This window comes from Sodalis sp. RH24 (assembly GCF_047324145.1).
Classification (GTDB): Bacteria; Pseudomonadota; Gammaproteobacteria; order Enterobacterales; family Enterobacteriaceae; genus Acerihabitans.
This window is the reverse complement of the sequence record NZ_CP178729.1, coordinates 3,005,448-3,029,326: the sequence shown is the minus strand read 5'-3', so window position 1 is coordinate 3,029,326 and position 23,879 is coordinate 3,005,448. Positions and strand designations below refer to the sequence as shown.

General features: G+C 61.1%; 28 protein-coding genes. 13 read left to right on the top strand and 15 right to left on the bottom strand.

What is annotated here, in order from left to right:
• Window positions 1-7: 7 nt before the first annotated feature.
• A complete protein-coding gene (gene mntP, locus ACL2XG_RS13810) occupies window positions 8-580 on the bottom strand; it encodes a manganese efflux pump MntP (protein ID WP_410012455.1) in 573 nt (190 codons plus the stop codon).
• Between the two features lie 197 nt (window positions 581-777).
• Window positions 778-2,004, bottom strand: coding sequence for an MFS transporter (locus tag ACL2XG_RS13805; RefSeq protein WP_410012454.1), 1,227 nt, complete (start codon window positions 2,002-2,004; stop codon window positions 778-780).
• A gap of 82 nt (window positions 2,005-2,086) precedes the next feature.
• Here ACL2XG_RS13805 and ACL2XG_RS13800 point away from each other — a divergent pair, with 82 nt between their 5' ends.
• Window positions 2,087-3,052, top strand: coding sequence for an AraC family transcriptional regulator (locus tag ACL2XG_RS13800; RefSeq protein ID WP_413721948.1), 966 nt, complete (start codon window positions 2,087-2,089; stop codon window positions 3,050-3,052).
• Between the two features lie 111 nt (window positions 3,053-3,163).
• On the opposite strand, the gene ACL2XG_RS13795 is transcribed toward ACL2XG_RS13800, so the two are convergent.
• Window positions 3,164-4,129, bottom strand: coding sequence for an aromatic alcohol reductase (locus ACL2XG_RS13795; protein ID WP_413721949.1), 966 nt, complete (start codon window positions 4,127-4,129; stop codon window positions 3,164-3,166).
• A 90-nt stretch (window positions 4,130-4,219) separates the two neighbouring features.
• On the opposite strand from ACL2XG_RS13795, the gene ACL2XG_RS13790 reads away from it, so the two are divergent.
• Window positions 4,220-4,621: a winged helix-turn-helix transcriptional regulator gene (locus ACL2XG_RS13790; protein ID WP_410012451.1), complete on the top strand. Its 402-nt coding sequence runs from the start codon at window positions 4,220-4,222 to the stop codon at window positions 4,619-4,621.
• 136 nt (window positions 4,622-4,757) lie between these two features.
• Window positions 4,758-5,171 carry a VOC family protein gene (locus ACL2XG_RS13785; protein ID WP_410012450.1) on the top strand — a complete coding sequence of 138 codons (414 nt, stop codon included), beginning with the start codon at window positions 4,758-4,760 and terminating at the stop codon, window positions 5,169-5,171.
• Here the strand turns inward: ACL2XG_RS13785 and ACL2XG_RS13780 are convergent.
• Window positions 5,168-5,911 (bottom strand): sulfite exporter TauE/SafE family protein, encoded by a 744-nt coding sequence (locus tag ACL2XG_RS13780; RefSeq protein WP_413723530.1) that lies wholly within the window; start codon window positions 5,909-5,911, stop codon window positions 5,168-5,170. The two genes, ACL2XG_RS13785 and ACL2XG_RS13780, sit on opposite strands and share 4 nt — an antisense overlap.
• 139 nt (window positions 5,912-6,050) lie before the next feature.
• On the opposite strand from ACL2XG_RS13780, the gene ACL2XG_RS13775 reads away from it, so the two are divergent.
• On the top strand, window positions 6,051-6,989 hold the full coding sequence (locus ACL2XG_RS13775; protein WP_413721950.1) for a LysR family transcriptional regulator: 939 nt from the start codon (window positions 6,051-6,053) through the stop codon (window positions 6,987-6,989).
• On the opposite strand, the gene ACL2XG_RS13770 is transcribed toward ACL2XG_RS13775, so the two are convergent.
• Complete coding sequence (locus ACL2XG_RS13770; RefSeq protein ID WP_413721951.1) at window positions 6,973-7,917, bottom strand: AraC family transcriptional regulator; 945 nt, start codon at window positions 7,915-7,917, stop codon at window positions 6,973-6,975. The two genes, ACL2XG_RS13775 and ACL2XG_RS13770, sit on opposite strands and share 17 nt — an antisense overlap.
• Window positions 7,918-8,118: 201 nt before the next feature.
• Here ACL2XG_RS13770 and ACL2XG_RS13765 point away from each other — a divergent pair, with 201 nt between their 5' ends.
• Both ACL2XG_RS13765 and ACL2XG_RS13760 read left to right on the top strand, forming a co-directional pair.
• Window positions 8,119-8,871 carry an SDR family NAD(P)-dependent oxidoreductase gene (locus tag ACL2XG_RS13765; protein ID WP_413721952.1) on the top strand — a complete coding sequence of 251 codons (753 nt, stop codon included), beginning with the start codon at window positions 8,119-8,121 and terminating at the stop codon, window positions 8,869-8,871.
• Window positions 8,872-8,892: 21 nt separating this feature from the next.
• Window positions 8,893-9,600: an SDR family oxidoreductase gene (locus tag ACL2XG_RS13760; RefSeq protein WP_410012446.1), complete on the top strand. Its 708-nt coding sequence runs from the start codon at window positions 8,893-8,895 to the stop codon at window positions 9,598-9,600.
• A gap of 1 nt (window position 9,601) precedes the next feature.
• On the opposite strand, the gene ACL2XG_RS13755 is transcribed toward ACL2XG_RS13760, so the two are convergent.
• The 9 genes from ACL2XG_RS13755 to phnF all read right to left on the bottom strand — a co-directional run bounded on the left by ACL2XG_RS13755 (window position 9,602) and on the right by phnF (window position 16,652).
• Window positions 9,602-10,204: a DapH/DapD/GlmU-related protein gene (locus ACL2XG_RS13755; RefSeq protein ID WP_413721953.1), complete on the bottom strand. Its 603-nt coding sequence runs from the start codon at window positions 10,202-10,204 to the stop codon at window positions 9,602-9,604.
• Window positions 10,205-10,289: 85 nt separating this feature from the next.
• Window positions 10,290-11,426 carry an alpha-D-ribose 1-methylphosphonate 5-triphosphate diphosphatase gene (gene phnM / locus ACL2XG_RS13750; RefSeq protein ID WP_413721954.1) on the bottom strand — a complete coding sequence of 379 codons (1,137 nt, stop codon included), beginning with the start codon at window positions 11,424-11,426 and terminating at the stop codon, window positions 10,290-10,292.
• A complete protein-coding gene (gene phnL / locus ACL2XG_RS13745) occupies window positions 11,416-12,129 on the bottom strand; it encodes a phosphonate C-P lyase system protein PhnL (protein WP_413721955.1) in 714 nt (237 codons plus the stop codon). Before phnL ends, phnM begins: the two co-directional genes overlap by 11 nt.
• 31 nt (window positions 12,130-12,160) lie before the next feature.
• Window positions 12,161-12,949 (bottom strand): phosphonate C-P lyase system protein PhnK, encoded by a 789-nt coding sequence (phnK, locus tag ACL2XG_RS13740; protein ID WP_413721956.1) that lies wholly within the window; start codon window positions 12,947-12,949, stop codon window positions 12,161-12,163.
• Entirely contained in the window at window positions 12,946-13,806 is an 861-nt protein-coding gene (locus tag ACL2XG_RS13735) for an alpha-D-ribose 1-methylphosphonate 5-phosphate C-P-lyase PhnJ (protein ID WP_413721957.1), read from the bottom strand. The genes phnK and ACL2XG_RS13735 overlap by 4 nt, the downstream gene beginning before the upstream one ends.
• The gene (locus ACL2XG_RS13730; RefSeq protein ID WP_410012440.1) at window positions 13,799-14,899 is read right to left on the bottom strand and encodes a carbon-phosphorus lyase complex subunit PhnI; all 1,101 of its coding nucleotides are present in this window, start codon (window positions 14,897-14,899) and stop codon (window positions 13,799-13,801) included. Before ACL2XG_RS13730 ends, ACL2XG_RS13735 begins: the two co-directional genes overlap by 8 nt.
• Entirely contained in the window at window positions 14,899-15,480 is a 582-nt protein-coding gene (phnH, locus tag ACL2XG_RS13725) for a phosphonate C-P lyase system protein PhnH (RefSeq protein WP_413721958.1), read from the bottom strand. The genes ACL2XG_RS13730 and phnH overlap by 1 nt, the downstream gene beginning before the upstream one ends.
• Window positions 15,480-15,926 (bottom strand): phosphonate C-P lyase system protein PhnG, encoded by a 447-nt coding sequence (phnG, locus tag ACL2XG_RS13720; protein ID WP_410012438.1) that lies wholly within the window; start codon window positions 15,924-15,926, stop codon window positions 15,480-15,482. The genes phnH and phnG overlap by 1 nt, the downstream gene beginning before the upstream one ends.
• Window positions 15,927-16,652, bottom strand: a complete 726-nt coding sequence (phnF, locus tag ACL2XG_RS13715) for a phosphonate metabolism transcriptional regulator PhnF (protein ID WP_413723531.1) — start codon at window positions 16,650-16,652, stop codon at window positions 15,927-15,929.
• A gap of 395 nt (window positions 16,653-17,047) precedes the next feature.
• On the opposite strand from phnF, the gene phnC reads away from it, so the two are divergent.
• The 4 genes from phnC to phnE (ACL2XG_RS13695) all read left to right on the top strand — a co-directional run bounded on the left by phnC (window position 17,048) and on the right by phnE (ACL2XG_RS13695) (window position 20,738).
• The gene (phnC, locus tag ACL2XG_RS13710) at window positions 17,048-17,881 is read left to right on the top strand and encodes a phosphonate ABC transporter ATP-binding protein (protein ID WP_413721959.1); all 834 of its coding nucleotides are present in this window, start codon (window positions 17,048-17,050) and stop codon (window positions 17,879-17,881) included.
• Between the two features lie 91 nt (window positions 17,882-17,972).
• Window positions 17,973-18,905 (top strand): phosphonate ABC transporter substrate-binding protein, encoded by a 933-nt coding sequence (phnD, locus tag ACL2XG_RS13705; RefSeq protein WP_413721960.1) that lies wholly within the window; start codon window positions 17,973-17,975, stop codon window positions 18,903-18,905.
• A 64-nt stretch (window positions 18,906-18,969) separates the two neighbouring features.
• Window positions 18,970-19,833, top strand: coding sequence for a phosphonate ABC transporter, permease protein PhnE (phnE, locus tag ACL2XG_RS13700; RefSeq protein WP_410012435.1), 864 nt, complete (start codon window positions 18,970-18,972; stop codon window positions 19,831-19,833).
• On the top strand, window positions 19,833-20,738 hold the full coding sequence (gene phnE / locus ACL2XG_RS13695; protein ID WP_413721961.1) for a phosphonate ABC transporter, permease protein PhnE: 906 nt from the start codon (window positions 19,833-19,835) through the stop codon (window positions 20,736-20,738). The genes phnE (ACL2XG_RS13700) and phnE (ACL2XG_RS13695) overlap by 1 nt, the downstream gene beginning before the upstream one ends.
• 29 nt (window positions 20,739-20,767) lie before the next feature.
• Here the strand turns inward: phnE (ACL2XG_RS13695) and ACL2XG_RS13690 are convergent, their stop codons facing one another.
• Window positions 20,768-21,523: an SDR family NAD(P)-dependent oxidoreductase gene (locus ACL2XG_RS13690; RefSeq protein WP_413721962.1), complete on the bottom strand. Its 756-nt coding sequence runs from the start codon at window positions 21,521-21,523 to the stop codon at window positions 20,768-20,770.
• Between the two features lie 134 nt (window positions 21,524-21,657).
• Here ACL2XG_RS13690 and ACL2XG_RS13685 point away from each other — a divergent pair, with 134 nt between their 5' ends.
• The 3 genes from ACL2XG_RS13685 (at window position 21,658) to ACL2XG_RS13675 (ending at window position 23,722) form a co-directional block, all read left to right on the top strand.
• The gene (locus ACL2XG_RS13685; protein ID WP_413721963.1) at window positions 21,658-22,542 is read left to right on the top strand and encodes an AraC family transcriptional regulator; all 885 of its coding nucleotides are present in this window, start codon (window positions 21,658-21,660) and stop codon (window positions 22,540-22,542) included.
• A 138-nt stretch (window positions 22,543-22,680) separates the two neighbouring features.
• Window positions 22,681-23,166 (top strand): Hsp20 family protein, encoded by a 486-nt coding sequence (locus tag ACL2XG_RS13680; protein ID WP_410012431.1) that lies wholly within the window; start codon window positions 22,681-22,683, stop codon window positions 23,164-23,166.
• A gap of 223 nt (window positions 23,167-23,389) precedes the next feature.
• Window positions 23,390-23,722, top strand: coding sequence for a FlxA-like family protein (locus ACL2XG_RS13675; protein ID WP_413721964.1), 333 nt, complete (start codon window positions 23,390-23,392; stop codon window positions 23,720-23,722).
• The last annotated feature ends 157 nt before the right edge of the window (window positions 23,723-23,879 follow it).

The following is a 23,879-nucleotide window of genomic DNA, read 5'->3' as shown; positions in this document are numbered from 1 at the left end:
CCGCGGTTTAGCTGAACAGGCCGAGATGCTCGATCAGGATATGACAACCGATGCCGACCAGCACCATGCCGCCCAGGATCTCGGCCCATTTACCCATGACCGGGCCCAGGAAGCGGCCAAGCAGCACGCCGGATGAGGTCATGACCAGCGTTGCCGTACCTATGGCCAGCGCCGTGGTGACGATATTCACCTGCAGGATGGCCAGGCCGACCCCTACCGCCATGGCATCCAGGCTGGTGGCGATGGCCGTGGTGACCAGCAGCCAGAAACTGTGTTTTCTGCGCGGCGGCAGATCGTCGGTGGTTTTGTTAAAACAGCCGTGAATCATCATTCTGCCGCCCAGGATGCCCAGCAGGATGAAGGCGATCCAATGATCCCAGGCGACGATGTATTTGCTGGCGGCAATGCCCATTATCCAGCCGATTACCGGCGTGATCGCTTCCACCGCGCCAAAGATGGCGCCGGTTCTCAGCGCCTCTTTCAGCCCCGGGCGTTCAAGCGTCGCCCCTTTGCCGATGGAGGCGGCAAAGGCGTCCATCGACATGGCGAAGGCGAGGATCATGGTGGCGTACATATTCATTATTATTACCGGGTGGTGCCTGGCATCGATCCTGCCGCTGTTCGTCCTGCGCGGCGGGCGCATACCGGTTAATCAGTGAAAGAGGGGATGATACAGCGTTATCGCGGGAAAAAAAAGACAATAAAAACATGGGATTAAGTATAGCCATGGCTATATTTTATAGCCATGGCTGTTTAGCGGTATAAAATTGCGACGCTTTACGCCGGCCGCTGCTCGCTGCGCCGGCCCGCGATCAGCATGATAAGGCCGCCGGCCAGCAGCGTCAGGCCGCTGTAGGCGATGGCGCCCGGCGGCCCGAAGCCGTCCACCAACAGGCCGCCCGCCACTGCGCCCAGCGCGATGGCGATCTGGAACGTCGTCACCAGCAGGGCGCCGGCGGTTTCCGCATGATCGGGCGCGGCCAGCGTGTTCCAGGTCTGGAAGCTTACCGGCAGCGCGCCAAAGGCAAAACCCCAGGTCGCCGTGGCGGCAAAAGCCAGCCCGGCCAACGCGCCGTAGGCAAGCAGTAATGCTGCCATGACGCTGAGCAGGAGCGCCGCCAGCCCAACGCCCAGGCGGGCGCTGCGTTCAGCGATAAAGCCACCGGCGAGATTGCCGAAAAACCCGCCGATGCCGAAGGCCAGCAGCGCCAGGGAAATCATGCGCACGTCAAAGTGCGGCACCTGTTCCAAAAAAGGGCGTACATAGGTAAAGCCGGCAAAATGCCCCGAGATGACGAATATCACGGTAACCAGGCCGATGCGGATGCCCGGGCGGCGCAGCAGCAGCCAAAATGTCCCGAGGCTCGGCACATCCGCCGGCGGCAGCCGGGGCAGGGTGACCAGCTGTGCCAGCAAGGCGGCGATGCTGATGCCGGCGGCCGCCAGAAAAGTGGCGCGCCAGCCCAGGATATCGCCCAGATAGGCGCCCAGCGCCGGGGCGCAAACCGTGGCCGCCGAAACGCCGGTAAAAATAATCATCATGGCCCGCGGCAATAACCGGGCCGGCACCAGGCGCAGGGCAATGGCGGCCGCCAGCGACCAGATGCCGCCCAGGGCTATGCCGAGCAGCACCCGGGCTGCGATCAGCACCCAGATATTGGCGGCGACGGCGGCCAGCAGATTCGACAGCACCAGCAGCAGCGCCAGCCCCCAGACGACCATGCGCCGGTCCACTTTGCCCGTGCCGAGCACCACCGCGGGGCCCGCGATGGCGGCCACCAGCGCCGTCGCCGTTACCGCCTGCCCGGCGGCACCGTCCGAAATGCCCAAATCGGCGGCGACCGGCGTCAGCAGGCTGGCGGGTAAAAATTCCGCCGTCACCAGGGCAAATACGCCGAGCGACAGTGAAACCACCGCGCTCCAGGCCGCGGCGGAGCGCCCGTTATCGGTACGCGCCCCAGGGCATGACAAGCTTTCATCACCGGTACAGGACTTTTCTGACATGGAGACTCCACGAGATTCTTTGCAAGGTATGATCCGGATGGTACAGTTGAAGAGTTGGAACATCCATGCTAGGAAACCCGTAATGCTTGACAATTCGTCCAAATCTGGCGCGCCGCCGTTAAACGATCCTTTAACCGATATGCTGCGGGGACTGCGACTGGACGGGGTGGAATATGGCCGCTGCCGACTTGCCGCGCCCTGGGCCTTTGCGTTTCCGGCCCGCCAGGACGCCTGTTTTCTGTTCGTGGCGGAAAAAGGCTGCTGGCTGCAGACCCCGGCCGGCGCATGGGAAGAGCTGAACGCGGGCGACGCGGTGCTGTTGCCGCGCGGCAGCGCGCACGCGCTGGCAAGCGCCCCGGGCGTGGCGCCGCAAGCCTTTCCCCGCTGGCAGTGTCAATCGATTACCGGCAATTTCTTCGATTTAAACGCCGGCGACGAAGGCGAGCATTGCGTGCTGTTCTACGGTTCCATGCGTTTTAATCTTGATAGCCTGCATCCCTTGCTGCGCATGATGCCCGATATGATGCGCGCCCATGAGCTGATGCGTAACGAGCCGGCGATCGTGCCTTTGCTGGAGGCCATGGGCTGCGAGGTGGCGATGAACCGGGTGGGCGCGTGCGGTATGGTAACGCGCCTGGCCGATGTCCTGGCCGCGCAGATTATCCGCGCCTGGGTAGAACACGGCTGCGGCAGCGCGGCGGGATGGATTGCCGCGGTGCGCAACCCGGAAATCGGCCGCGTGCTGGCGGCTATCCACGCGGCGCCCCACCGTGACTGGCCGTTGTCCGAACTGGCCGGCGTGATGGGCGCGTCGCGCTCCAGCTTCGCCAGCAAGTTTGCCGCCATCGTTGGGCAAACGCCGGCCCGCTATGTCGCGCAGGTGCGTATGCACCAGGCGCGGCAGTGGATTATCCGCGATTCCGCGCGCATTTCCGAGGTGGCCCAGCGGCTGGGATATGACTCCGAGGCATCCTTCAGCCGCGCCTTTAAGCGCATTATCGGCACGGCGCCGAGTCATTTTCGCAACGTTGCGAAACAGGAGGCCTGACATTGTGCATGCTATGGCAAGAGGAAACCCGGGCGTTATTCCGGCCGCTACGCGGCCAGGCGCTACCGTCCGGGCGCGTTATTGAGAACACATCGGCCAGGCCGGGTCGCTTTAGGCCGCGTCGCCAGCGCTGCGGGATTGTCCGCTGATTTTTTGCCGCGCCCACTGCTCTGCGTTTGTCATGCCGATATGGTGCTGGTGATTAAACGTCTGGTTCATATCCCATGCCACGCCGGTCCCTTTGGCGAAGGCCAGCCGGTATTTGCGCACCGTATCCCTGGGTTCACGCGCCAGCCCGGCGGCGAGGTATGCTAAATCCCATGTCACACGGCGAACCTTGGTGCCGGTTACGCCGTCAACGATATCCGCCAGCCGCGCATAGGTCAGAGTATCGCCGGCGATATACACCACCTGGTTGACGATGCGCGGCGCGGCGAACAGGATAGCCGCGGTCAGTACGCCGATGTCCTCGGGCGTGGTGACGGTGACGGCGTTATCCCAACTGCCCAGGGCATGCACGGTGTTGCGCGCCAGATCCACGATGCCGAAAGACGGCTCGAACAGATAGCTGGTAAAGATGCCGGTGGAGACGATGACCCATTCGGTGCGCGTTTGCGCCCGCAGGAGATGGCGCACGTCGAGCTGTTCGTCAAACAGATCCTGGCCGCTGCCTTTGCCGATCAGATCGTAATCGACGCCGAATTGCCAGGGAAAATAGCGTTTCACTCCCGCCGCCAGTACCGCATGGGCTATTTTAAGCTGCGTGCCGCCGCCGGCGGCAAAGCCGGTGCAACACACCAGGGTGGTAAACGGCCGGAAGAGGTCGGCCAGGTCCGATGTGGTCGCGGTGAGCAGATCGCCCGCGAGCAACGTTACGCCCAGCGCGCGCAGTTCGGCCACATCGCGTCGTTTGCCCGGTTCCCGGCTGTGTATGGATGCCTGGCGCAGCAGCACGGTGATGGTGGTGCCGGCGGATAAGGCGGCGCGCTGCGCCAAATTGCGGATCACCGCCATGCCAAGCTCGCCGGCGCCGATCACCAGGATAGCGTCGCGGGTATTTTCAGGGTTGACGTTCATGGGCTTCTCCTATTAAGTTGCGACCAGGGTTACATCTCCCATGATGAAGAACAAGAAGGCACACCGGTGATACCGGGAGGCAATGTGGAAATGAGCGATATGATTGCACGGTCGCAGGCCGTGTGCGACGCGTTGAGCGACGACGACGATGGTTTAAAGCGCGAGGTGCTGACCCATGCCGGCAACCGCTGGTCGCTCGGCATCGTACACATCCTGGGCGTGGGGGGACGGCTGCGCCATGCGGAGATAGCCAGGCGCATGGGCGGGGTGACGCAGCGTATGCTGACCCGCTCGCTGCGGCAGCTGGAACGCGACGGGCTGGTGCTGCGTTATGACTATTTTGAGAAATCCCCGCGCGTGGAGTATGAGCTGTCGGAGCTGGGCAGGCAGTTGCTGGGGCAAATGATACCGCTGTGGTTATGGGTGGTGGAGAATGCCGACCGGTTTCGCCAGGCACGGGCGACTTTCGATACCGCCCGGGAGCGTCCGTAAGTCGTCCCGGGCGGCTAGCGTAATCCGGGGAAACAATCCGGTTTGGAGATGATGCCCGGACGGCGGTTATGTATTACAGTGAGATCAGGATAGTTATGCCAGGGGCCACGGTCCTGTTTAACCCGGAGATCTTACCATGCTCACATCGCATATGCGCATCGCCCGCCCGGTCACCAACCTTGAACTCAGCAGGGAAATGTACTGCTCGGGCCTCGGCATGCGGGTGCTGGGCAGTTTTACCGGCCATAATGGGTTTAACGGCGTCATGCTCGGCGCGCAGGGACTGCCCTGGCATTTTGAATTTACCGTTTGCGAACAGCACCCGGTGCCACCGGCGCCGACGCCGGAAGATCTGCTGGTGCTCTACCTGCCGGATGAGGCGCGGTGGCGGCGATCGTGCCAGCGTCTGGGCGAGGCGGGTTTCGAGCGGGTGGTATCGTTTAATCCGTACTGGGACGTGGCGGGCAAGACCTTTCAGGATCATGACGGTTATCGGCTGGTGCTGCAAAATCGGGCCTGGGGCGACGAATCCGGCGCCGGCGCGGCCTAAGGCAAATGTTGCCAGACGATTTCCAGGCCAAGGCCGAGCAGGCCCAGGAAAAAACAGCGGCGAAACAGTCCGGGGCTGATGACGGCGCGCAGCCAGGCGCCGAAAAACATGCCCGCCAGCGCCGGAATAACGGCCAGCAGCGACAGGCCCAGCGCGTGCAACGGCAGCATATGATGCCAGGCGAGGCTGGCCGCCAGCGCCAGGGTCGAGACGGTAAACGACAGCCCCAGCGCCTGGATAAGCTCGTCCCGCGCCAGGGCCAGGGCATTTAAATAGGGCACGGCGGGGAGGACAAACACGCCGGTGGCGCCGGTTACCAGGCCGGTGATTCCTCCCGCCAGCGGCCCCAGCCATTTCTCCGCCGCGGGCGGCACCCGCGCCTGCCGGTTAAGCAGGCTGACCAGCGCATAGGCCATCAGCAGGATCCCCAGCCACAGCGATGTCCACGCCGCCATTGCGCCCGCCATCATGCCGGCGCCGTACCAGGTGCCGAGGCATACGGCCAGCAGCATCGGCCAAAGCCTGCGGCATAAACGCGCCCGGTGCGGCCCGCTGCACAGTTGCCATATATTCGTCACCAGCGAAGGGATAATCAGCAGCGCGGCCGCTTGCGCGGGCGGCATCACCACGCCCAGCACGCCCATGGCAACGGTAGGCAGGCCAAGGCCAATCACGCCCTTTACCATACCGGCGATCAGGAATGTCAGCCCGATTAACAGGATATACAGCGTCGGTTCCATGGTAAGCTTTTTTCTCAAAGTGCGGGTCCTTCTATTTTTGCCGCGTAAAGCATGCGGCACAATGCGTATGTTTTTAAGTCGGCCTTCGTTATTGCCGAAGGCTGGACGCCAGGCCGCACACGGGTAGGGAGGTAATATCATGCATTTCGACCTGACCGATTTACGTCTGCTGGTGTGGGTCGTCGACGCCGGCAGCATTACCGCCGGCGCGGGCAGGGCCTGCCTGTCCCTGTCGTCCGCCAGCGCCCGCATCGCCGGGCTGGAACGGGAGGCGGGCGTCCGCCTGCTGGCGCGCCGCCACCGGGGCGTCACGGCCACGCCGGCGGGACGGGTGGTCTATGACCGGGCAAAAATCATCCTGGGACACGCCGCGCAGCTGTCGGGCGAATTAAGCGCCTTTACCCAAGGCATCAAGGGGCAGGTGCGGCTGCTGGCGAACACCGTGGCGCTGGGGCAGTTTTTGCCCGGGCCGCTGTGTGATTTCCTGCGGCTGCATCCCGGCGTGGATATTGAGCTGGATGAACTGCCCAGCGAGGAGATTACCCGCGCGGTGGCGCGCGGCGCGGCGGATATCGGTATCGCGGCGGATCATGCGGATTTCAGCGGGCTGGAAATCCTGCCGTTCAGGCAGGATTGTTTAGTGCTGGCGGTGGCGCCGGGACATGCGCTGGAACGGCGTCGGCAGGTCAGCTTCAGCGAGGCGCTGGACCATGAGTTTATTGGCCTGCCGGAAGACAGCGCGCTGGCGCGGCATATCGAAGGACACGCGATCCGCGCCGGTAAAACCCTGCGGCTGCGGGCCCGGGTGCGCGGCCTGGATAATATCCGGCGCATGGTGGCCGGCGGCGCGGGGATTGCCATATTGCCCATCGCCATGGCGGCGAACGGGCCGGACGACGGCGTGGCCTTTATCCCGCTGGACGAAAACTGGACCCGGCGGCAGTTGAGGATCGCCATGCGCTCGCGCCTCGATCTTACCCCAGCGGCAAAAAAGCTGGTTGAATTTCTCGGTGCGTTAAACCCCCAGGCGCCAACACCCGGGGGGATAAAGCCTGGCCAGATTACTCCTCCAGGGTGATATAATCCGGCCATGCCAGCGCGGCTTTGACCTGCAGCAGGTCGCGCATGCGCACCGCTTCCTGGCGTGGGCTGCGTGAGAACAACCGTTTAAACTCCCGGCTGAACTGGGATGGGCTTTCATAACCGACCCGGATAGCGACCTCCGCCGCGCTCAGGCCTGAGCGCACCATCAACAGGCGAGCCTGGTGCAAACGAGTGGATTTAAGATACTGCATCGGCGTGCTTTGCGTCACCGCTTTAAAATGGGCATGAAAAGCGGGAATGCTCATGCCGGCGTTTGCGGCCAGTTCGGTCACATCAATGCGCGCGGCGAACTGCTGCTGTATTTTTTGCATCGCTCTGGCTATTTGCCCAAAATGCCCCTGGTTGTCCAGCGCGGCGCGCAGCGCTTCCCCCTGTTCCCCCAGCAATACCCGATAATAAATTTCCTTGATTATACCTTCACCCAGCACCTGACAGTCGAGTGCGGAACCGAGGATTTTCACCAGCCGCAATATCGCTTCGCTTAACGCTTCATCGATAGGCGTAGACACCATACTGGCGGGAGCCGCATAACCCGCGGGTTTTTGCCGGGACAGGGTTAGCATTACCTCCGCCAGCAGTTTGAAATCCAGTTTCATGGATATCGCCAGCATGGGTTCATCGGCGCTGGCCTCGGTTTGGCTGGCAAAGGGCAGGGGAACCGACAGCACCAGATAGTGCCGGGCATCATAGACAAACACGGCGTCACCGAGAAAACCGCGTTTGCGCCCCTGGCAGACAAATACAATACAGGGCTCATACAAGACGGGGGTACGTTCCAGTGCGGCGTTGGCGCGTAGCAAGCGTACACCGGGCAGCAATGAGTGGTTGTAACCCGGATTGGACGCCAGGCGCAGAAGGTGGCCGACTATTTCCCCGCCTAGGGAGTGTGTGGTAAAAAGCATATTTCTCTCATATATCCAGGTTTTTACTGGATTATTTCAAAATTATTGCTCTTTTTTTACCTTATTGCGATAGGAATAGGCAATTTATTTAGAGGCCTGGGCATTATTTCCCTCGCCGGCAATTTTTACAATAGGCCTCAATCAGCCATCTGGCGAGAAAGGGACACTGGGTTCCTTACCGCCCATCGTAGGGTAAACATTATGTCTATAGATACCACCCAAGGCCTGAGGGAACGGGTTGCCATTGTTACCGGCGCGGCGGGGGATATCGGCCGCGCCACCGTGGCGCTGCTGCTGGCCCATGGCGTTCGCATCGTAGCGGAAGATATTAATCCCGAGGTCAGGGATCTAGAACAAGCCGGCCACATTGCGACGCTGGTGGCGGATGTCAGCGAGGAAGCCACGGCAAAGCAGGCGATAAAGTTAGCGCAAGAGCAGTATGGCGGGCTGGATATTCTGGTGAACAACGCCGGGCGCACGCTGAACAAATCCGTGGCCGACACCAGCGCGCAAGAATGGGATCAGATCCTGGCCGTCAACGCGCGCGGTTGTTTTTTGCATTCCCGCGAGGCGCTGCGGGTGATGGCGGCGCAGGAGCAGGGCGCTATTGTAAACGTAGCGTCGGTGGTCAGCGTTATCGGTATGGCCGGCACCGCCGCGTATGCCGCCTCTAAGGGGGCTATCGCGCAGCTAACCAAAGTGATGGCGCTTGAATACGGCGCCCACAACATCCGCGTAAACGCTGTGGCGCCCGGGGTGGTGGAAACCGGCATCCTGAACGGCATCGTCGCGGATAGCCGCGCCACCCTGGCCGGCTACGGTCATCTGCATGCCTTGGGCCGTGTGGCTCAGCCGGGGGAAATCGCCGATGTCATCGCCTGGCTGGCGTCGCCGCGCGCCAGTTTTGTCACCGGCGCGTTAATCATGGCCGACGGCGGTTATACGGCACGTTAAACATTTTTGGGAGTAAAACAAATGAACAACCAAGACATACTGATCATCGCGGCGGAACGCGGACTGGGCCTTGGCCTGGCGGAACAATTTTTCCAACGGGGGTGGCGGCTGTTTGTGACGGCGTTTCCCGGCGCCGATACCACGTCGCTTGAACGTATTGCGGTAGCCGATCCGGCCAGACTGGCCATCGGCTATATAGACGTTACCGCCCGCGAACAGATCGAGGAGCTTAAAACCGCGCTGGGAGAACGCAAGTTTGACGTTATATATCTCAATGCGGGTATTTACGGCGCCTTACATCAGTCAGTGCTGGAGGCCACTGATGAGGAGATGATGCAGATTATGCTGACCAATACCTTTGGCCCTGCCCGGTTGGCCCGTAGTCTGCTGTCTTTCCTGCGCGAAAGGGGCACGCTGGCGTTTATGTCGTCTCACCGCGCCAGTATCGCCGGCAATGTGGAGGGCGGCCTGGAGCTGTACCGGGCGAGCAAGGCTGCGTTGAATATGTTAGCGCGTGGTATCTATGCCGATCAAAAGGCGCGGGGCGTTACCGTACTTTCGCTGCATCCGGGATGGGCCGCCACCGCAATGGGCACGCTGGACGGCAGGGTGGCCGCGGAAATAGACGTGCTGACGAGCGTCACGGGCGTGGCGGACGTAGTGGAGCATTATCGCCATAGCGGACAACATCTTTACCTGGATTATCAAGGAAAACCCCTACCGTGGTGAACTACAAATAGCGCGCGATAAAACTGTCCAGATCGCGAAAATCCGCCAGGCGCTGTTGCAGCGTCTCATGATCCCAATGCCACCACTGGCTGCGCTCGATACGTTCAATCAGCGTCGCGTCAAAACGGCTGCCGATGGGTTTCGCCGGTACGCCGGCGACAATCGCGTAGGGCGCGACGTCCTTGGTCACCACCGACGCGGTGCCGATGACCGCGCCGTTGCCGATGGTGACGCCGGGCATAATGGTGGCGCCATGGCCGATCCACACGTCATGACCGATGGTGACATGCCGTTCGCGCCGCCAGTCGAAAAACGCCTCGTCGTCGGCGCCCAGTCCGTATGCCGAGCTGCGATAGGTAAAATGATGCTGGGCGATGCGCTGATAGGTGGGATGGTTGCCCGGGTTGATGCGCACATAAGAGGCGATCGAGACGAATTTACCGATGGTGGCGTACGAAATCTTGTTATGGCCGTCGGTATACGAGTAATCGCCCATGTCCACCTCTTCGAGAAAGGCGTCATCGGCCAGATGAACATACTGGCCGAGGCGGGTGCTGTTCAGTATCACGTTGTTGCCGATTTTCGGCTGTGACCGGGATGTCATGAGTTGGGTTCCTGTCAAAATAACGCATTCTTCACGGCGGATCGGCGCTGCCTGCCCCGCCGCCGCGGGCTGAAAGGGGCCGCGGTCAGAAGACCTGCCGCCCTTGCCGCCAGACATTTTTCACCGACACATGGCCGTGATGGCGATGGGCCAGCACCAGATCGGCGCGCAAGCCTTCGGCAATCAGGCCGCGATCGCCGAGTCCCAGCGCCCGCGCCGGATTGCCGGTCATCAGCATCACCGCCTGCGGCAGGGTAAAATCGTTGGTCTCATCCGCCGCGATGCGAAACGCGGCATCCAGCAGGCTGGCGGGATAGTAATCGGAGGAGAGGATATCCAGCACCCCAATCGAGGCCAGATGATGGGCCGCCACATTGCCGGAATGCGATGCGCCGCGCACGATATTCGGCGCGCCCATCAATACCTGCAAACCCAGCCGGTGCGAGGCGCGCGCCGCCGCCTCGGTGGTGGGAAATTCGGCGATGGCGCTGCCCAGGGCGCGCGATTCCTGCACATGCGCCACGGTGGCGTCGTCATGGCTGGCCAGGGTAATATTGCGCCGGCGGCAATGGGCGGCGATCGCCGCGCGGTTGGGCGCCGACCAGCGCAGGGCCAGGGCGGTCTGTTCCTGTTCAAAGGCATCCATTTGCCGATCGCTGAGATGATATTTACCCTGGGTATATTCACGGTATTTCAGCGACGAGACAAACTGGCGCTGGCCCGGCGAATGATCCATTAATGACACCAGCGCCACCGCCGGCTGATCCATAAATTGCTCAAACAGCCCAAGGGTGCTGCTATGGGGCAATTCACAGCGCAGGTGCAGCCGGTGTTCGGCGCGGGTGGCGCCGGAGGCGTGGCTGGCGACAATGGCGTCGATCATTTTTTGCAGCGTGCCGGCCCGGTGTCCGCCGTCGCGCACATCGCCTATCGCCACCGCGTCCAGCACGGTGGTGATGCCGTTGGCCACCATCAGCGCGTCATGGCTGCTCATGGCGGAATGCGCCGGCCAGTCGACATTCGGGCGCGGGGTAAAGAATTTATCCAGGTTATCGGTATGCAGTTCGATTAACCCGGGCAGCAGCCAGCCGCCCTCGCCGTCCAGCGCCTGGGGCAATTGGCTGGCGCTGTCGGCGTAGCTGAGAATCATGCCGTCGCGCATCTCCAGCGAACCGCTGACAATCTCATCTTTTAATATGAGTTTGACGTTATTAATGATCATCGGGGGTGTTCACCTCATGAGACGGTTGCATAGCGTAGAGCCGGTCCGCCACCCGCTGGCGGACGGCGTCGTCATGGAAAATGCCGACAATGGCGGCGCCGCGCTGTTTGGCCTGTTCGATCAGGGCGACCACCGCCGCGCCGTTGCGGCCGTCGAGCGACGCGGTGGGCTCGTCGAGCAGCAATACCGGGTAATCGATGATAAAACCGCGCGCAATATTGACCCGCTGCTGCTCGCCGCCGGAAAAGGTGGAGGGCGCCAGATGCCAAAGCCGGCGGGGCACATTCAGCCGGTCGAGCAACTCCTCGGCGCGCTCCCGGCACTGCACGCGTTCGACGCCCAGTTCCAGTAATGGCTGCATCACCAGGTTCAGGGCGCTGATGCGCGGGATCACCCGTAAAAACTGGCTCACCCAGCCGACGGTATGGCGGCGCACCGCCAGGATTTGCCGGGCCTCGGCCTGGACCATATCCAGCCATCCGCCCTGGTGCCGTATCCAGATATGGCCCTGGTCGGGCAGGTAATTGGCGTACAGCGAGCGCAGCAGGGTGGACTTGCCGCTGCCGGAATGGCCGTGCAGCACCAGGCATTCGCCGCCCTTGACCGTCAGGTTGGCGTCGCGCAGCACCGGCAGGCGCACGCCGTTTTGCTGATGCAGCACAAAGGTTTTACTGAGATGTTCGACCCGCAATTGCGTATTCATCTGATGGTTCCACATGATAGATGCCTTTGTCTCAGGATAAGACCGACGAGACCAGGAGCTGGGTGTAGGGATGATGGGGATCGTCCAGTACCCGATCGGTGAGTCCGCTCTCCACCACCCGTCCTTCCTTCATCACCAGCAGCCGATGGGCCAGCAGGCGCGCCACGCCGAGATCGTGCGTGACGATCACCGCCGCCAGCTGCATCTCGACCACCAGCCCGCGCAGCAGATCCAGCAGCCTGGCCTGCACCGACACATCCAGTCCGCCGGTGGGCTCATCCATAAACACCAGCCGCGGCCGGGTGACCAGGTTGCGCGCGATCTGCAGCCGCTGCTGCATGCCGCCGGAAAACGTGGTGGGCAAATCATCAATGCGCGCCGCCGGGATTTCCACATCCTCCAGCCAGTGGGCGGCCTGTTGCCGGATCTCGCCATAATGGCGCTGGCCGACGGCCATCAGGCGCTCGCCAATATTGCCGCCGGCGGAGACGCGCGGGCGCAGTCCGTCGAGGGGATGCTGGTGCACCACGCCCCATTCGGTGCGCAGCAGGCGGCGGCGGTCGCTTTCCGCCATGGCGTACAGGTCGCGCCCCGGACCGGTGGCCGGACAATAGGTTATCCTGCCCTCCTGCGGCGTGAGCCGCGCGGAAATGGCTTTCAGCAGCGTGGTTTTGCCCGATCCGGACTCGCCGACAATGCCGACCACCTCGCCGGGATAGATATCGAACGAGACGTCGCTGAAGCCTTTTCCCGGCGCGTAGAGATGCGTGAGGCGCTCAACCGACAGCAGCGGCGTCGGGGAAAGCGATGCGGAGGTCATACGGGATTCCCCTGTGGCTGTTGCGCCAGCTGCTGCTGGCAAAAATCGGTATCGGAGCAGATAAACATGCGATTGCCCGCGTCGTCGAGCACCACCTCGTCCAGGTAGCTGGCGCGGGATCCGCACAGCGCGCAGGGCTGCTCCCAGCGCTGCACGCTAAAGGGATGGTCATCGAAATCCAGGCTCTTGACCTTGGTAAAGGGCGGCAGGGCGTAGATGCGTTTTTCACGGCCGGCGCCGAACAGCTGCAGCGCCGGCATCATATGCATTTTGGGATTATCGAACTTGGGGATCGGCGAGGGATCCATGACATAGCGATCGTTCACCTTTACCGGATAAGCGTAGGTCGTGGCGATATGGCCGTAACGGGCGATATCTTCGTACAGCTTGACCTGCATGACGCCGTATTCTTCCAGGGCGTGCATTTTACGGGTTTCGGTTTCGCGCGGTTCGATAAAGCGCAGCGGCTCGGGGATCGGCACCTGGTAAATCAGGATCTGGTCCGCCGCCAGGGACGTTTCCGGGATACGGTGGCGGGTCTGGATAAGCGTGGCCTGGGTCGTGCGCACGGTGGTGGCGACGCCCGCCACCCGCTGGAAAAAGCGGCGGATCGACACCGCGTTGGTGGTATCGTCCGCGCCCTGGTCAATCACCTTCAGCACATCGTTGCGGCCGATAATGCTGGCGGTGAGCTGGACCCCACCGGTGCCCCAGCCGTAGGGCATCGGCATTTCACGCCCGCCGAACGGCACCTGGTAGCCCGGAATGGCCACCGCCTTGAGAATGGCGCGGCGGATCATGCGTTTGGTTTGTTCGTCGAGATAGCCCGGATTATAGCCGGCCAATGTCTCACTCATGGGGGTTCTCCGATCCGGTGCCGGCGCCGTGGACAAATTCCTGGCGCAGGCGTTTAAGCAATTCCAGTTCAGCCTGGAAATCGACGTAGTGCGGCAGCTTGAGATGGGAAACAAATCCCGCCGCCTCCACATTATCGGCATGGGCCAGCACGAACTCCTCGTCCTGGGCCGGGCTATCGACCTGCTCGCCGTACTCGCCGCATTGCAGCGCGCGATCGACCAGCGCCATGGACATCGCCTTGCGCTCGGCGCGGCCGAATACCAGCCCGTAGCCGCGGGTAAAATGCGGCGGCCGGTCCGCGGGGTCGACAAAGCCGTTGACCATTTCACATTCCGTCAGCAGGATTTCGCCGATATCAATGGCAAAACCCAGCTCTTCCGGCACGACGGTGACCGTCGCGTAGCCGCTGCGGATCTCGCCGGCAAACGGATGGGTGCGGCCGTAACCGCGCTGGCCGGAGTAACTTAGCGCCAGCAGAAAACCCTCGTCGCCGCGTACCAGCTGCTGCAGGCGGGCGGAGCGCGAGCTGGGATAGGTGGGCGGACGGCGGGTGATATCGTCCGGTTCCGCGCCGTCGTCGTGTTCGCCGGGAGCCAGCTGCTGCTGGCCGAGCAGGCTGAACACATGGGCGCATTCATCGGGCAGCGCGGCGTCGGCGCGCGGCGCGGCCGGCACCGGCGCGCCCTCCGCCAGCAGGGCGAAGTCCAGCAGCCGGTGGGTATAGTCATAGGTCGGCCCGAGCACCTGTCCGCCGGGCAGATCTTTATAAACCGCCGAAATGCGGCGCTCCAGGCGCATTTTTTCCGTGGCGACCGGTTCGCTCACCGCCAGGCGCGGCAAGGTGGTGCGATAAGCCCGCAGCAGGAAGATGGCCTCGACCAGATCGCCGCTGGCCTGTTTTATCGCCAGCGACGCCAGTTGCCGATCGTAGATGCCGCCTTCGGTCATGACCCGATCCACCGCCAGGCCGAGCTGTTGATCGATCTGCCCGCAGCCGATCGCCGGGATCGCGTCGTCGCCGCGACGCAGATGTTCCTGTAGTTGATGGGCGGCATCAATCGCCTTTTCCCCGCCTTTCACCGCAACATACATCAGCACACCTCCACATGGGTGGTCCTGGGAATGGCCATCAGGCCGTCTTCGCAGGCCAGCAGGAAATCAAGGCCAAGCGGGAAACGCTGTGGCCGGTTGACCAGATAATCCAGCAGCGGCGCCGGCAGCGCCGGGGCCGCCCGGCGCGGATGCTCTATGCCCGGGCCGCTCAGGCGCAGCGGTACGCCATCGTCCAGGCTGTCGATTTGCACTACCACCATGGCGCCGAGCTCGGGCGAAATTTCAGTGCCGTGCGCCAGCGCCTGGAGCTGCGCGGCGCTAAGCCGGTTATCGAATACGGCAAGGCTTGCGAGCGCCGGACGTGCGGCCAGCGGCGCGCCGGTATGGAAACGCAGGTTGTTGATAACGGCGTCGCTGCCCAATGCCGGGCAGATGGCGAGCGGCGTTTCCCCATCGGCCAGCGTCAGCAGTACGCCGGTGGCGGCCTTGCCGAGCGGATGCCACCCGTCCTTTACCGGCAGGGTCACCCGGGAGCCGGGTTCGCTCAGGGCTTTGAGGATCAGGCGAAAAGCCTGCTGGGACTGGTGCACCGGTTGGGTAAATCCTGGCAGCAGCGTCATCAGTTATCCCCCCGCACCAGGGTAAAGAAGTCCACGCGGCTGGCGGCGATTTCACGCGCCCGTAATTGGTGTTGCTCTTGCCGCCGGGCGGACAGGGGCTCGATTAATTGCCGATGCAGGCGTTCATGATGCTCCGCCCGTTGCAGCATGGCATCCGCCAGGGCGCACAGCTCGGCATGGGCTTTATCGCGACCGGCCACGTAGCTGTAGCCATAGGTGCCGCTGCCAAGGCGGACCACGGCCCGCGTTACCGTCATGTCGCCCAGGACAAAACGGCGTCCTGTGGCGCCCATGCGCGCGACAAGCTGGGTAAGCCCGGTTTCCGGCGCGCGGATAATGTCAAACGGGACGTTAAGATCCAGGGTCTGCCAGCCGGCCCGCACTTCCGCGGCGGGGGAGGACGCCAGTACCGACATCCAGCGCTGTCTTTGCTGTAAGGTAAACATTCAGTGCTCCATCGTCAGTTCAATCATATCGGCGCGCGCCAGGGTAAAGGAGTATTCCGCTATCCGGTCGCTGTCGCCGCGGGTATTGAGCGTGCGCACGCAGAGCAGCGGGATTTGATGGGCCGCCTCCAGAAGCTGGCTTTCCTTGGTCTGGGCCCGCCGCGCGCTGATGCGCGTTTGCCTGCGCACCAGCTTCTCGCCCAGGCGCGTAGTGATAAACTCATGTAGCGAACCGCTGGCGAACTGCTGCAGTTCGGGCCACCACTCCAGGTCCGGCAGATAGTGGTCGATAACGCTGAGCGGCACGCCGTTGACCCGGCGCAGCGTGCGTAAATGAATCACGGTTGCGCCGGCCTGGCACGACAGCGCGTCCGCCACCGGCACGCTGCACGGTCGCAGCACCGCCAGCAGCAGTTCGCTGGTGGGGTGGCTGCCCTGATCCAGCAGGTTCTGGCTGAAATGCGCCTGGGCATGCAGCGGATAGTCATAGGGCCGCATCAACACCAGGATGCCGATACCGTGCCGACGCTGCAGCCAGCCGCGATCCACCAGTTGATCCACCGCGCGCCTCAGGGTGTGGCGGTTAACCTGATAGCGCTGCGCCAGGCGCTGCTCCGACGGCAAATATTCGCCGCTGCGGTACTGCGTGCGCAGCTCCTGCTCCAGCTGCGCGGCGATATGCTGATAAAGCGTGGGATAACTGGTCGGATGTCTAGATAACTGCATCATAATAAAAATCTCCACGGGGCGGCGGACAGCGGGTATGCAATAACGGGATGGCGCGGTGTGGCGGCATAACATACGGCAACGCTTCCGTTACGACATTGCATAGCATGATGGCGGCGCAAGATGACAGTGCGGTTAAAATAAGATGACATCGGAATGAATACTTGCCATTCACTGTTTTTATAAAAGAAGAAACGTCTGCAGCTATTTGAATTAAAGAGATAAAAAGATATTGCTCATGCGACGGGAATATATTTTTTGGGGCAATAGGCTGATGAATGACTTAATCCGGGGCAGCGTCATCTGAGCATCATAATAATATCATCCTGCTGTCATATATTAATCCGTTAATAGCAATCCATAGTGGTTTGGTAGACTTATTCCGGAGCAAACTTATGGCACAGGCACTGTTGCAGTTGGCGCAGCCCGAGGATCCCGTACTGCTGGCGCTGGAACAAAAAAAGGTCTTGGCGGTCAGGGGATTGAATAAGCATTTTAATCCACAAAATAAGGTATTGCAGGACATTAACTTTGACCTGTACGCCGGTGAATTTGTCGCGATCATCGGCCGTTCCGGCGCGGGGAAATCCACCCTGCTGCATATCCTCAACGGCTCATTGCCCGCCTCCGGCGGCGAAATCCTGCATTACGCGCAAGACGGCGGCATGCTGGATATCGCCAGTCTGCCCGCGCGCCAGATGCGGCGATGGCGGGCGCAGTGCGGCATGATTTTCCAGGATTTTTGCCTGGTGCCGCGCCTGGATGTCATTACCAACGTTCTGCTGGGACGATTAAGCCAGACATCGACGTTAAAATCCCTGTTTAAAATATTCGACGATAACGATCGCGCCAGGGCGATCGAACTCCTGCAATGGCTGAATATGCTGCCCCACGCCCTGCAACGGGCGGAGCATCTGTCGGGCGGGCAAATGCAGCGGGTGGCCATTTGCCGCGCGCTGATGCAAAACCCGAAAATAATGCTGGCGGACGAGCCGGTGGCTTCTCTCGATCCCAAAAATACCCACCGTATTATGGGTGCGCTGAAGAACGTGGCCGAAAATAATATTTCCGTTTTGATAAACCTGCATTCCGTTGAATTAGTAAAAGAATATTGCACGCGAGTAATAGGTATTTCCCAGGGACGGATTGTTTATGACGGACATCCCGATCTGCTGGATGAGCACGTCTTGCAGATATTATATGGCGATGAAATTGCCCAGGTTCATTGATAAGCAGATCAGCCTCCGTTAATAGAGCGGGCGGGTTGGATTAACCCACACTTTTTGCCATTTTATTCATTGACTCACAAAGGCTATTTTAATGAAAAAGACATGTTCCCTGATAACCTTGCTGGCCGGTGCCTTCATGACATTGAATGCCGGTGCGGCCGATGCCCCGAAAGAACTTAACCTGGGTATTCTCGGCGGGCAGAACGCGACGCAGCAGATTGGCGACAATATGTGCGTAAAGGATTTTCTGGATAAAAAATTAAATGTCGATACCAAGCTGCGCAACTCCTCCGATTATTCCGGCGTCATTCAGGGGTTATTGGGCGAGAAGGTGGATATGGTATTGAGCATGTCGCCGTCGTCCTTTGCCTCGGTGTATATCGCCAATCCCAACGCGGTCGATCTGGCGGGCATCGTGGTGGACGATACCGATCAGTCAAGGGGCTATCATTCTGTAGTGGTGGTCAAGGCCGACAGCCCGTATCAAAAGCTGGAAGATCTGAAAGGTAAATCCTTTGGTTACGCCGACCAGGATTCCACCTCGGGTTATCTGATCCCGGATCATGTGTTCAAGAAGCAATTTGGCGGCAATATTGATAATAAATACAATAACTTTTTCTCAAGCGTTACTTTTTCCGGCGGTCATGAGCAGGATATTCTGGGCGTGCTGAACGGCCAGTTCGAAGGGGCGGTAACCTGGGCGTCGATGGTGGGCGATTACGATAAGGGTTACAACACCGGCGCCTTTGTGCGCCTGATTAAGGCGGACCATCCCGATTTGATGAAACAAATCCGCATTATCTGGCAATCGCCGTTAATTCCCAATGGCCCGATATTAGTACGCCACTCCCTGCCGGCGGATTTTAAAGCCAAACTGGTCGACGCTATCGAGCAGTTGGATAAGCAAGACCACGCATGCTTTATCAAGGCGGTTGGCGGCAAACAGCATATCGCCCCCACGTCCCTGAAGGAATTCCAGGATATTATCGACCTGAAACGCGAGCTGGTGAAAGGCAATCGCTAAGGCGCGGTAGGGTTGTTAACCCCCGCCGGCCGCCAGTTGGCGGCCGGCTCTGAAACGATGGCCTATGAATACTGATTTCAACCACTATTATCATCAGGTCCGGCGCAAACATAAACGCGACTCGCTGCTATGGTCGGGGGCGCTGGTGGTGCTGTATCTTGGCGCCGGCAATATCGCCGAATTCAACCTGTACGCGGTTTGGGTCGCCATTCCCCACTTTTTCGACTATCTGGCGCAAACCATTCCTGTCCTGCATTGGCGGGTATTGTTCGCCGATCGCCATACCCTGGGCTCGCTGCCTTACTGGGGCTACCGGCTGCCTATCCAGCTGCCGCTGATTTGGGATACCGTGCAGCTGGCGCTGGCTTCGACGATATTATCGGTGCTGGTCGCCAGCGTACTGGCGTTTCTGGCGGCTAATAATACCCGCAGTCCCGCGCCGCTGCGCTTCGCGCTGCGTACGCTGGTGGCGTTTTTGCGCACCATGCCGGAGCTGGCCTGGGCGGTGATGTTTGTGATGGCGTTCGGCATCGGCGCGTTCCCCGGGTTCCTGACGCTGGCGGTACATACCGTCGGCAGCCTGACCAAACTGTTTTATGAAGCCATTGAGTCGGCTTCGGACAAACCCGTGCGCGGGCTGTCCGCCTGCGGCGCGGGGACATTACAGCGCATGCGCTTCGGCCTGTGGCCGCAGGTGAAGCCGATCTTCCTGTCCTACAGCTTTATGCGCCTGGAAATCAATTTCCGCCTGTCGACCATTCTGGGGCTGGTGGGGGCGGGAGGCATCGGCCAGGAGCTGATGACCAATATTAAACTCGATCAGTACGATCAGGTCAGCATGACGCTGCTGCTGATCATCCTGGTGGTGGCGCTGCTGGATTATATTTCCGGCAGGCTGCGCAAATGGGTCGTGGAGGGGAGGGGCTGATGCCGACCACAACATTGTCACCGCAGGCGCTGGCGGAATCCAGGCGGCGGCACAAAGATATCTTCGCCCGGCAAAACCGCTACCTGCGCCGGCTGGGCCTGCTGGCCGCCGCCGTCGCGCTGTATTATGTTTATTTTTTTGCGGCGTTCGGCCTGCCGTGGCCGCGTTTCCTGCTCGGTTGCCAGCAAATCGGCCATTACATGGCGCGCATGCTGGTTTGGCATGATGTGGCCCACTGGCCGTTTGCCTATTACCTCGGGCAGATCTTCCTCACCATCGCCATTGTCTGGGTCGGCACCCTTACCGCCACCCTGATTGCCTTGCCCCTGTCTTTCCTGGCGGCGCGCAACGTGATGTCCACGCCGGCGCTGCGGCCTATCGCCCTTGTGGTCCGCCACACGTTTGATATTTTCCGCGGTATCGATATGGCTATCTGGGGAATGGTGTTCGTGCGCGCCGTCGGCATGGGGCCGCTGGCCGGGGTGATGGCGATTATCGTGCAGGATGTCGGCCTGCTCGGCAAGCTGTACGCCGAAGGCCATGAGGCGGTGGATAAATCGCCCGGCCGCGGCCTGAGCGCGGTGGGCGCCAACTACGTGCAAAAACAGCGCTTCGGCATCTATACGCAATCGTTTCCCGCCTTCCTGGCGCTCAGCCTGTACCAAATTGAGTCCAATACCCGCTCCGCCGCGGTGCTGGGCTTTGTCGGCGCGGGCGGGGTAGGGCTGGTTTACGCTGAAAATATGCGCCTGTGGAATTGGGATGTGGTGATGTTTATTACCCTGGTGCTGGTGGTAATTGTGATGGTCATGGATAAGATTTCGTCCCTGCTGCGCAAGAAATACATTACCGGTAATGACATCCCCTTATTCCAGGCGCCGCGGATCGCCCGCGAGGTGAAATAACGGCGTCCGGCGGCGCACGGATATCCGCCTCAGATGCCCTGGCCGCCGGAGACCTCGATACGCTGGGCGTTAATCCAGCGGTTGTCTTCCGACAGCAGGCTGGCGATCATCGGTCCGATATCGTCGGGCAGGCCGGCGCGGCCGAGTGCGGTCATCGCGGCGAAAATCCTGTTGATCTCCGGATTGTCCCGCACCGCGCCGCCGCCGAAGTCGGTTTCGATGGCGCCCGGCGCCACCGTATTGACCGCAATCCCGCGGCTGCCCAGTTCCTTCGCCAGGTAGAGGCTTAACACCTCAACCGCCCCCTTTACCGCGGCATAAGCGGCGTAGCCGGGATACGATACCCGGGTCAGGCCCGAGGACAGGTTCACGATGCGTCCGCCGTCCGCCATGTGCGGCAGCAGCGCCTGGGTCAGGAAAAACACGCCTTTGAAATGGACGTTGACCAGGCTGTCGAACTGCGCCTCGGTCGTTTGTCCGATAGGTGCGTAATCACCATGGCCGGCATTATTGACCAGATGATCAAAGCTGTCGCGCCGCCAGGTTTCGCTCAGCGCCGCCTTCACCGCCGCGGCAAACGGCGCGAAGCCCGCGATATTGCCGGTATCGAGGGGCAGGGCGACCGCCTTGCGCCCCATGGCGTTGATGTCGGCGACGACGGATCGGGCGTCTTCGCCGCGGCTGCGGTAGGTGATGATCACATCCCCGCCGCGGCGGGCGATGGCTAAGGCGCTGCTGCGGCCGAGTCCGCGGCTGGCGCCGGTAACGATGGCGATTTTAGTCATGGGGCACTCCTCTTGATTGGGATGTCCATCATAAGCGGTCCGCCGTGCCTTCATCGTTGCCGAAACCTCGACGTTCTTTGCCTATTCCTCCAAACTGATTTGCCTGCCGGCCGGCGATCGGCTAGCATCTGCGCATGAATGATACCCTGCTTACTGCCGTGCGACGGTATGTCGAGGCTTACGCCGATCCCGCCGGACTTGCCCACACTCCCATCGCCGGGCTGACCACCATCCGCGCGACCGCGCCCAGCGGACTGGTTTACGATATCTCCCGTCCGCTGGTGTGCCTGGTGCTACAGGGAAGCAAGCAGGTGGCGATGGGAACCCGCGCGTTCTCGTTTCGCGCCGGCGACTCGCTGCTGATCACGGCGGATGTGCCGACGGTAAGCCAGGTTACCGGCGCGAGCAGCGACGCGCCCTACCTTTCGCTGGTGCTGGACCTGGATCTGGCGGTGATAGCGGAACTGACGGTGGAAATGCAGGCGGACCCGGCAGCCGCCGGGATCCCGGTGCATGCCCAGCCGACCGACGCCGAGGTCGCCGACGCCGCGCTGCGCCTGATGCGCCTGCTGGACCGCCCGGCGGCGGTGCCGGTGCTGCATGCGCAGCTGGTGCGCGAACTGCATTATTGGCTCCTGGCCGGCCGGCATGGCGCGGCCATTCGCCGCCTGGGCTGGCCGGACGGCCATTTCCGGCGCGTGGCGCGCGCCGTCGCCCTCCTGCGCACCGGGTTCGCCCAGCCGCTGCGGGTCGATAGCCTGGCGCAGGCGGCCGGCATGAGCCCGTCATCATTCCATCATCACTTTCGCGCCGTCACTTCGCTTTCGCCGCTGCAGTTCCAAAAGCAGCTGCGCCTGATCGAGGCGCGCCGGTTATTGCGCGCGGAAGGTATGACGGCGGGCAGCGCCGCGTTTGCGGTGGGCTACGAAAGCGTATCGCAGTTTACGCGGGAATATAGCCGGATGTTCGGCCTGCCGCCGGGTAAGGACACACAGGCAGAAAGACGCGGGGCCCAGTGATTTAATTTGTGATCAATATCACAAAATTTCCCCTTGAAAGCCGTGGTAGCGCCCTTATTTAACTAGCGAAGGCAACAGATGATATTGCCTTCAGGTTTGAGCTTTTGAATGTGCAACTGATATTCAGGAGGTTTAACCATGGCACGCACAACATTATCCGTATTCCCAAGCTTTAACGATGCTATTTTCAGCGATCGGTTCGATCGCATCGACCGGCTGTTCAGCCAGCTCACCGGCGACACGCCGCTGTCCACGACGCCGTCTTATGATATACGCCGGCATGGCGACGACCGCTATGATTTAACCCTCAGCGTTCCCGGCTGGAAGGAAGACGAGCTGGACATCAGCGCCCAGGGCGGCACGCTGGTCATCAGCGGTAAACGCAAAGAAGAAAACACCGCTGAAGAACAAGACGGCTGGGTGCATCGCGGCATCAGCCGGACTGATTTCTCCCTGAGCTACCGGCTGCCGGAACATGTCAAGGTTGAAGGCGCCAATCTGGAAAATGGCCTGTTAACGGTGAATTTGCTGCAGGAAATACCGGAAACGGAAAAACCGCGAAAAATAGCGATTGGACAGCGCAACCAGGATGCGCCGAAAGCGTTGGAGCATGATGTGGCGTAACGGTGTTGTCCGCCCGGCCCTGAACCCCGGCTTTGACCGGGGTTCAGACTATTTGCCGCCGCTATGGGGCAAACAGCGTAAAGCGTTGCGCCCCCGGGCGCCGCTTTGCCTTTGTCATCGGGCTTTTTTACGGTTTCTTTGCGCTTTCTTTGCAATGTGCGCGCTGAAGACGCCCGCAGGGTTGCCGATAACCTACCGGGTGCATAGAAAAAGGAGCCCTACCTTGTCCAATACCATCACATCCTCGGCGTCGGCCACATCGTCCGGGGGCGGCAGCGACGTCGCCGCGCAAATCAAGAATCTTACCCAGCAAATCACCAAATTGACCAAGCAACTGAAAACCGTCTCCCAGTCCAGCCTGACTGCCGACCTGAAACAGGAGCAGCAACAGCTTATCGAGGCGCAAATCAAAATGCTGGAAGCGCAAATTGCTCAACTGCGCCAGCAGCAGGCCGAAAAATCCGTCGGCACGCAAAAAACCGCCGCGACCGACGAGATTAAAGCCGATGGCGTCAATCGCGCCGCCGACGCCGATAAGGTCGACGTGTACATCTAAAGCCGCCGTCCGGCCGCCGGGGCGGGCCCGCTTACCACTCCGGCCAGTCCTGCACTATACTTTACCCTGGTTTGCCGGCCGGGGGGTGTTCCGTTCGGCAATAAAAAACCAATTGGTTCAAAAAATCTTGCTAAGCCCGAAGTGTCGCTATAAATTG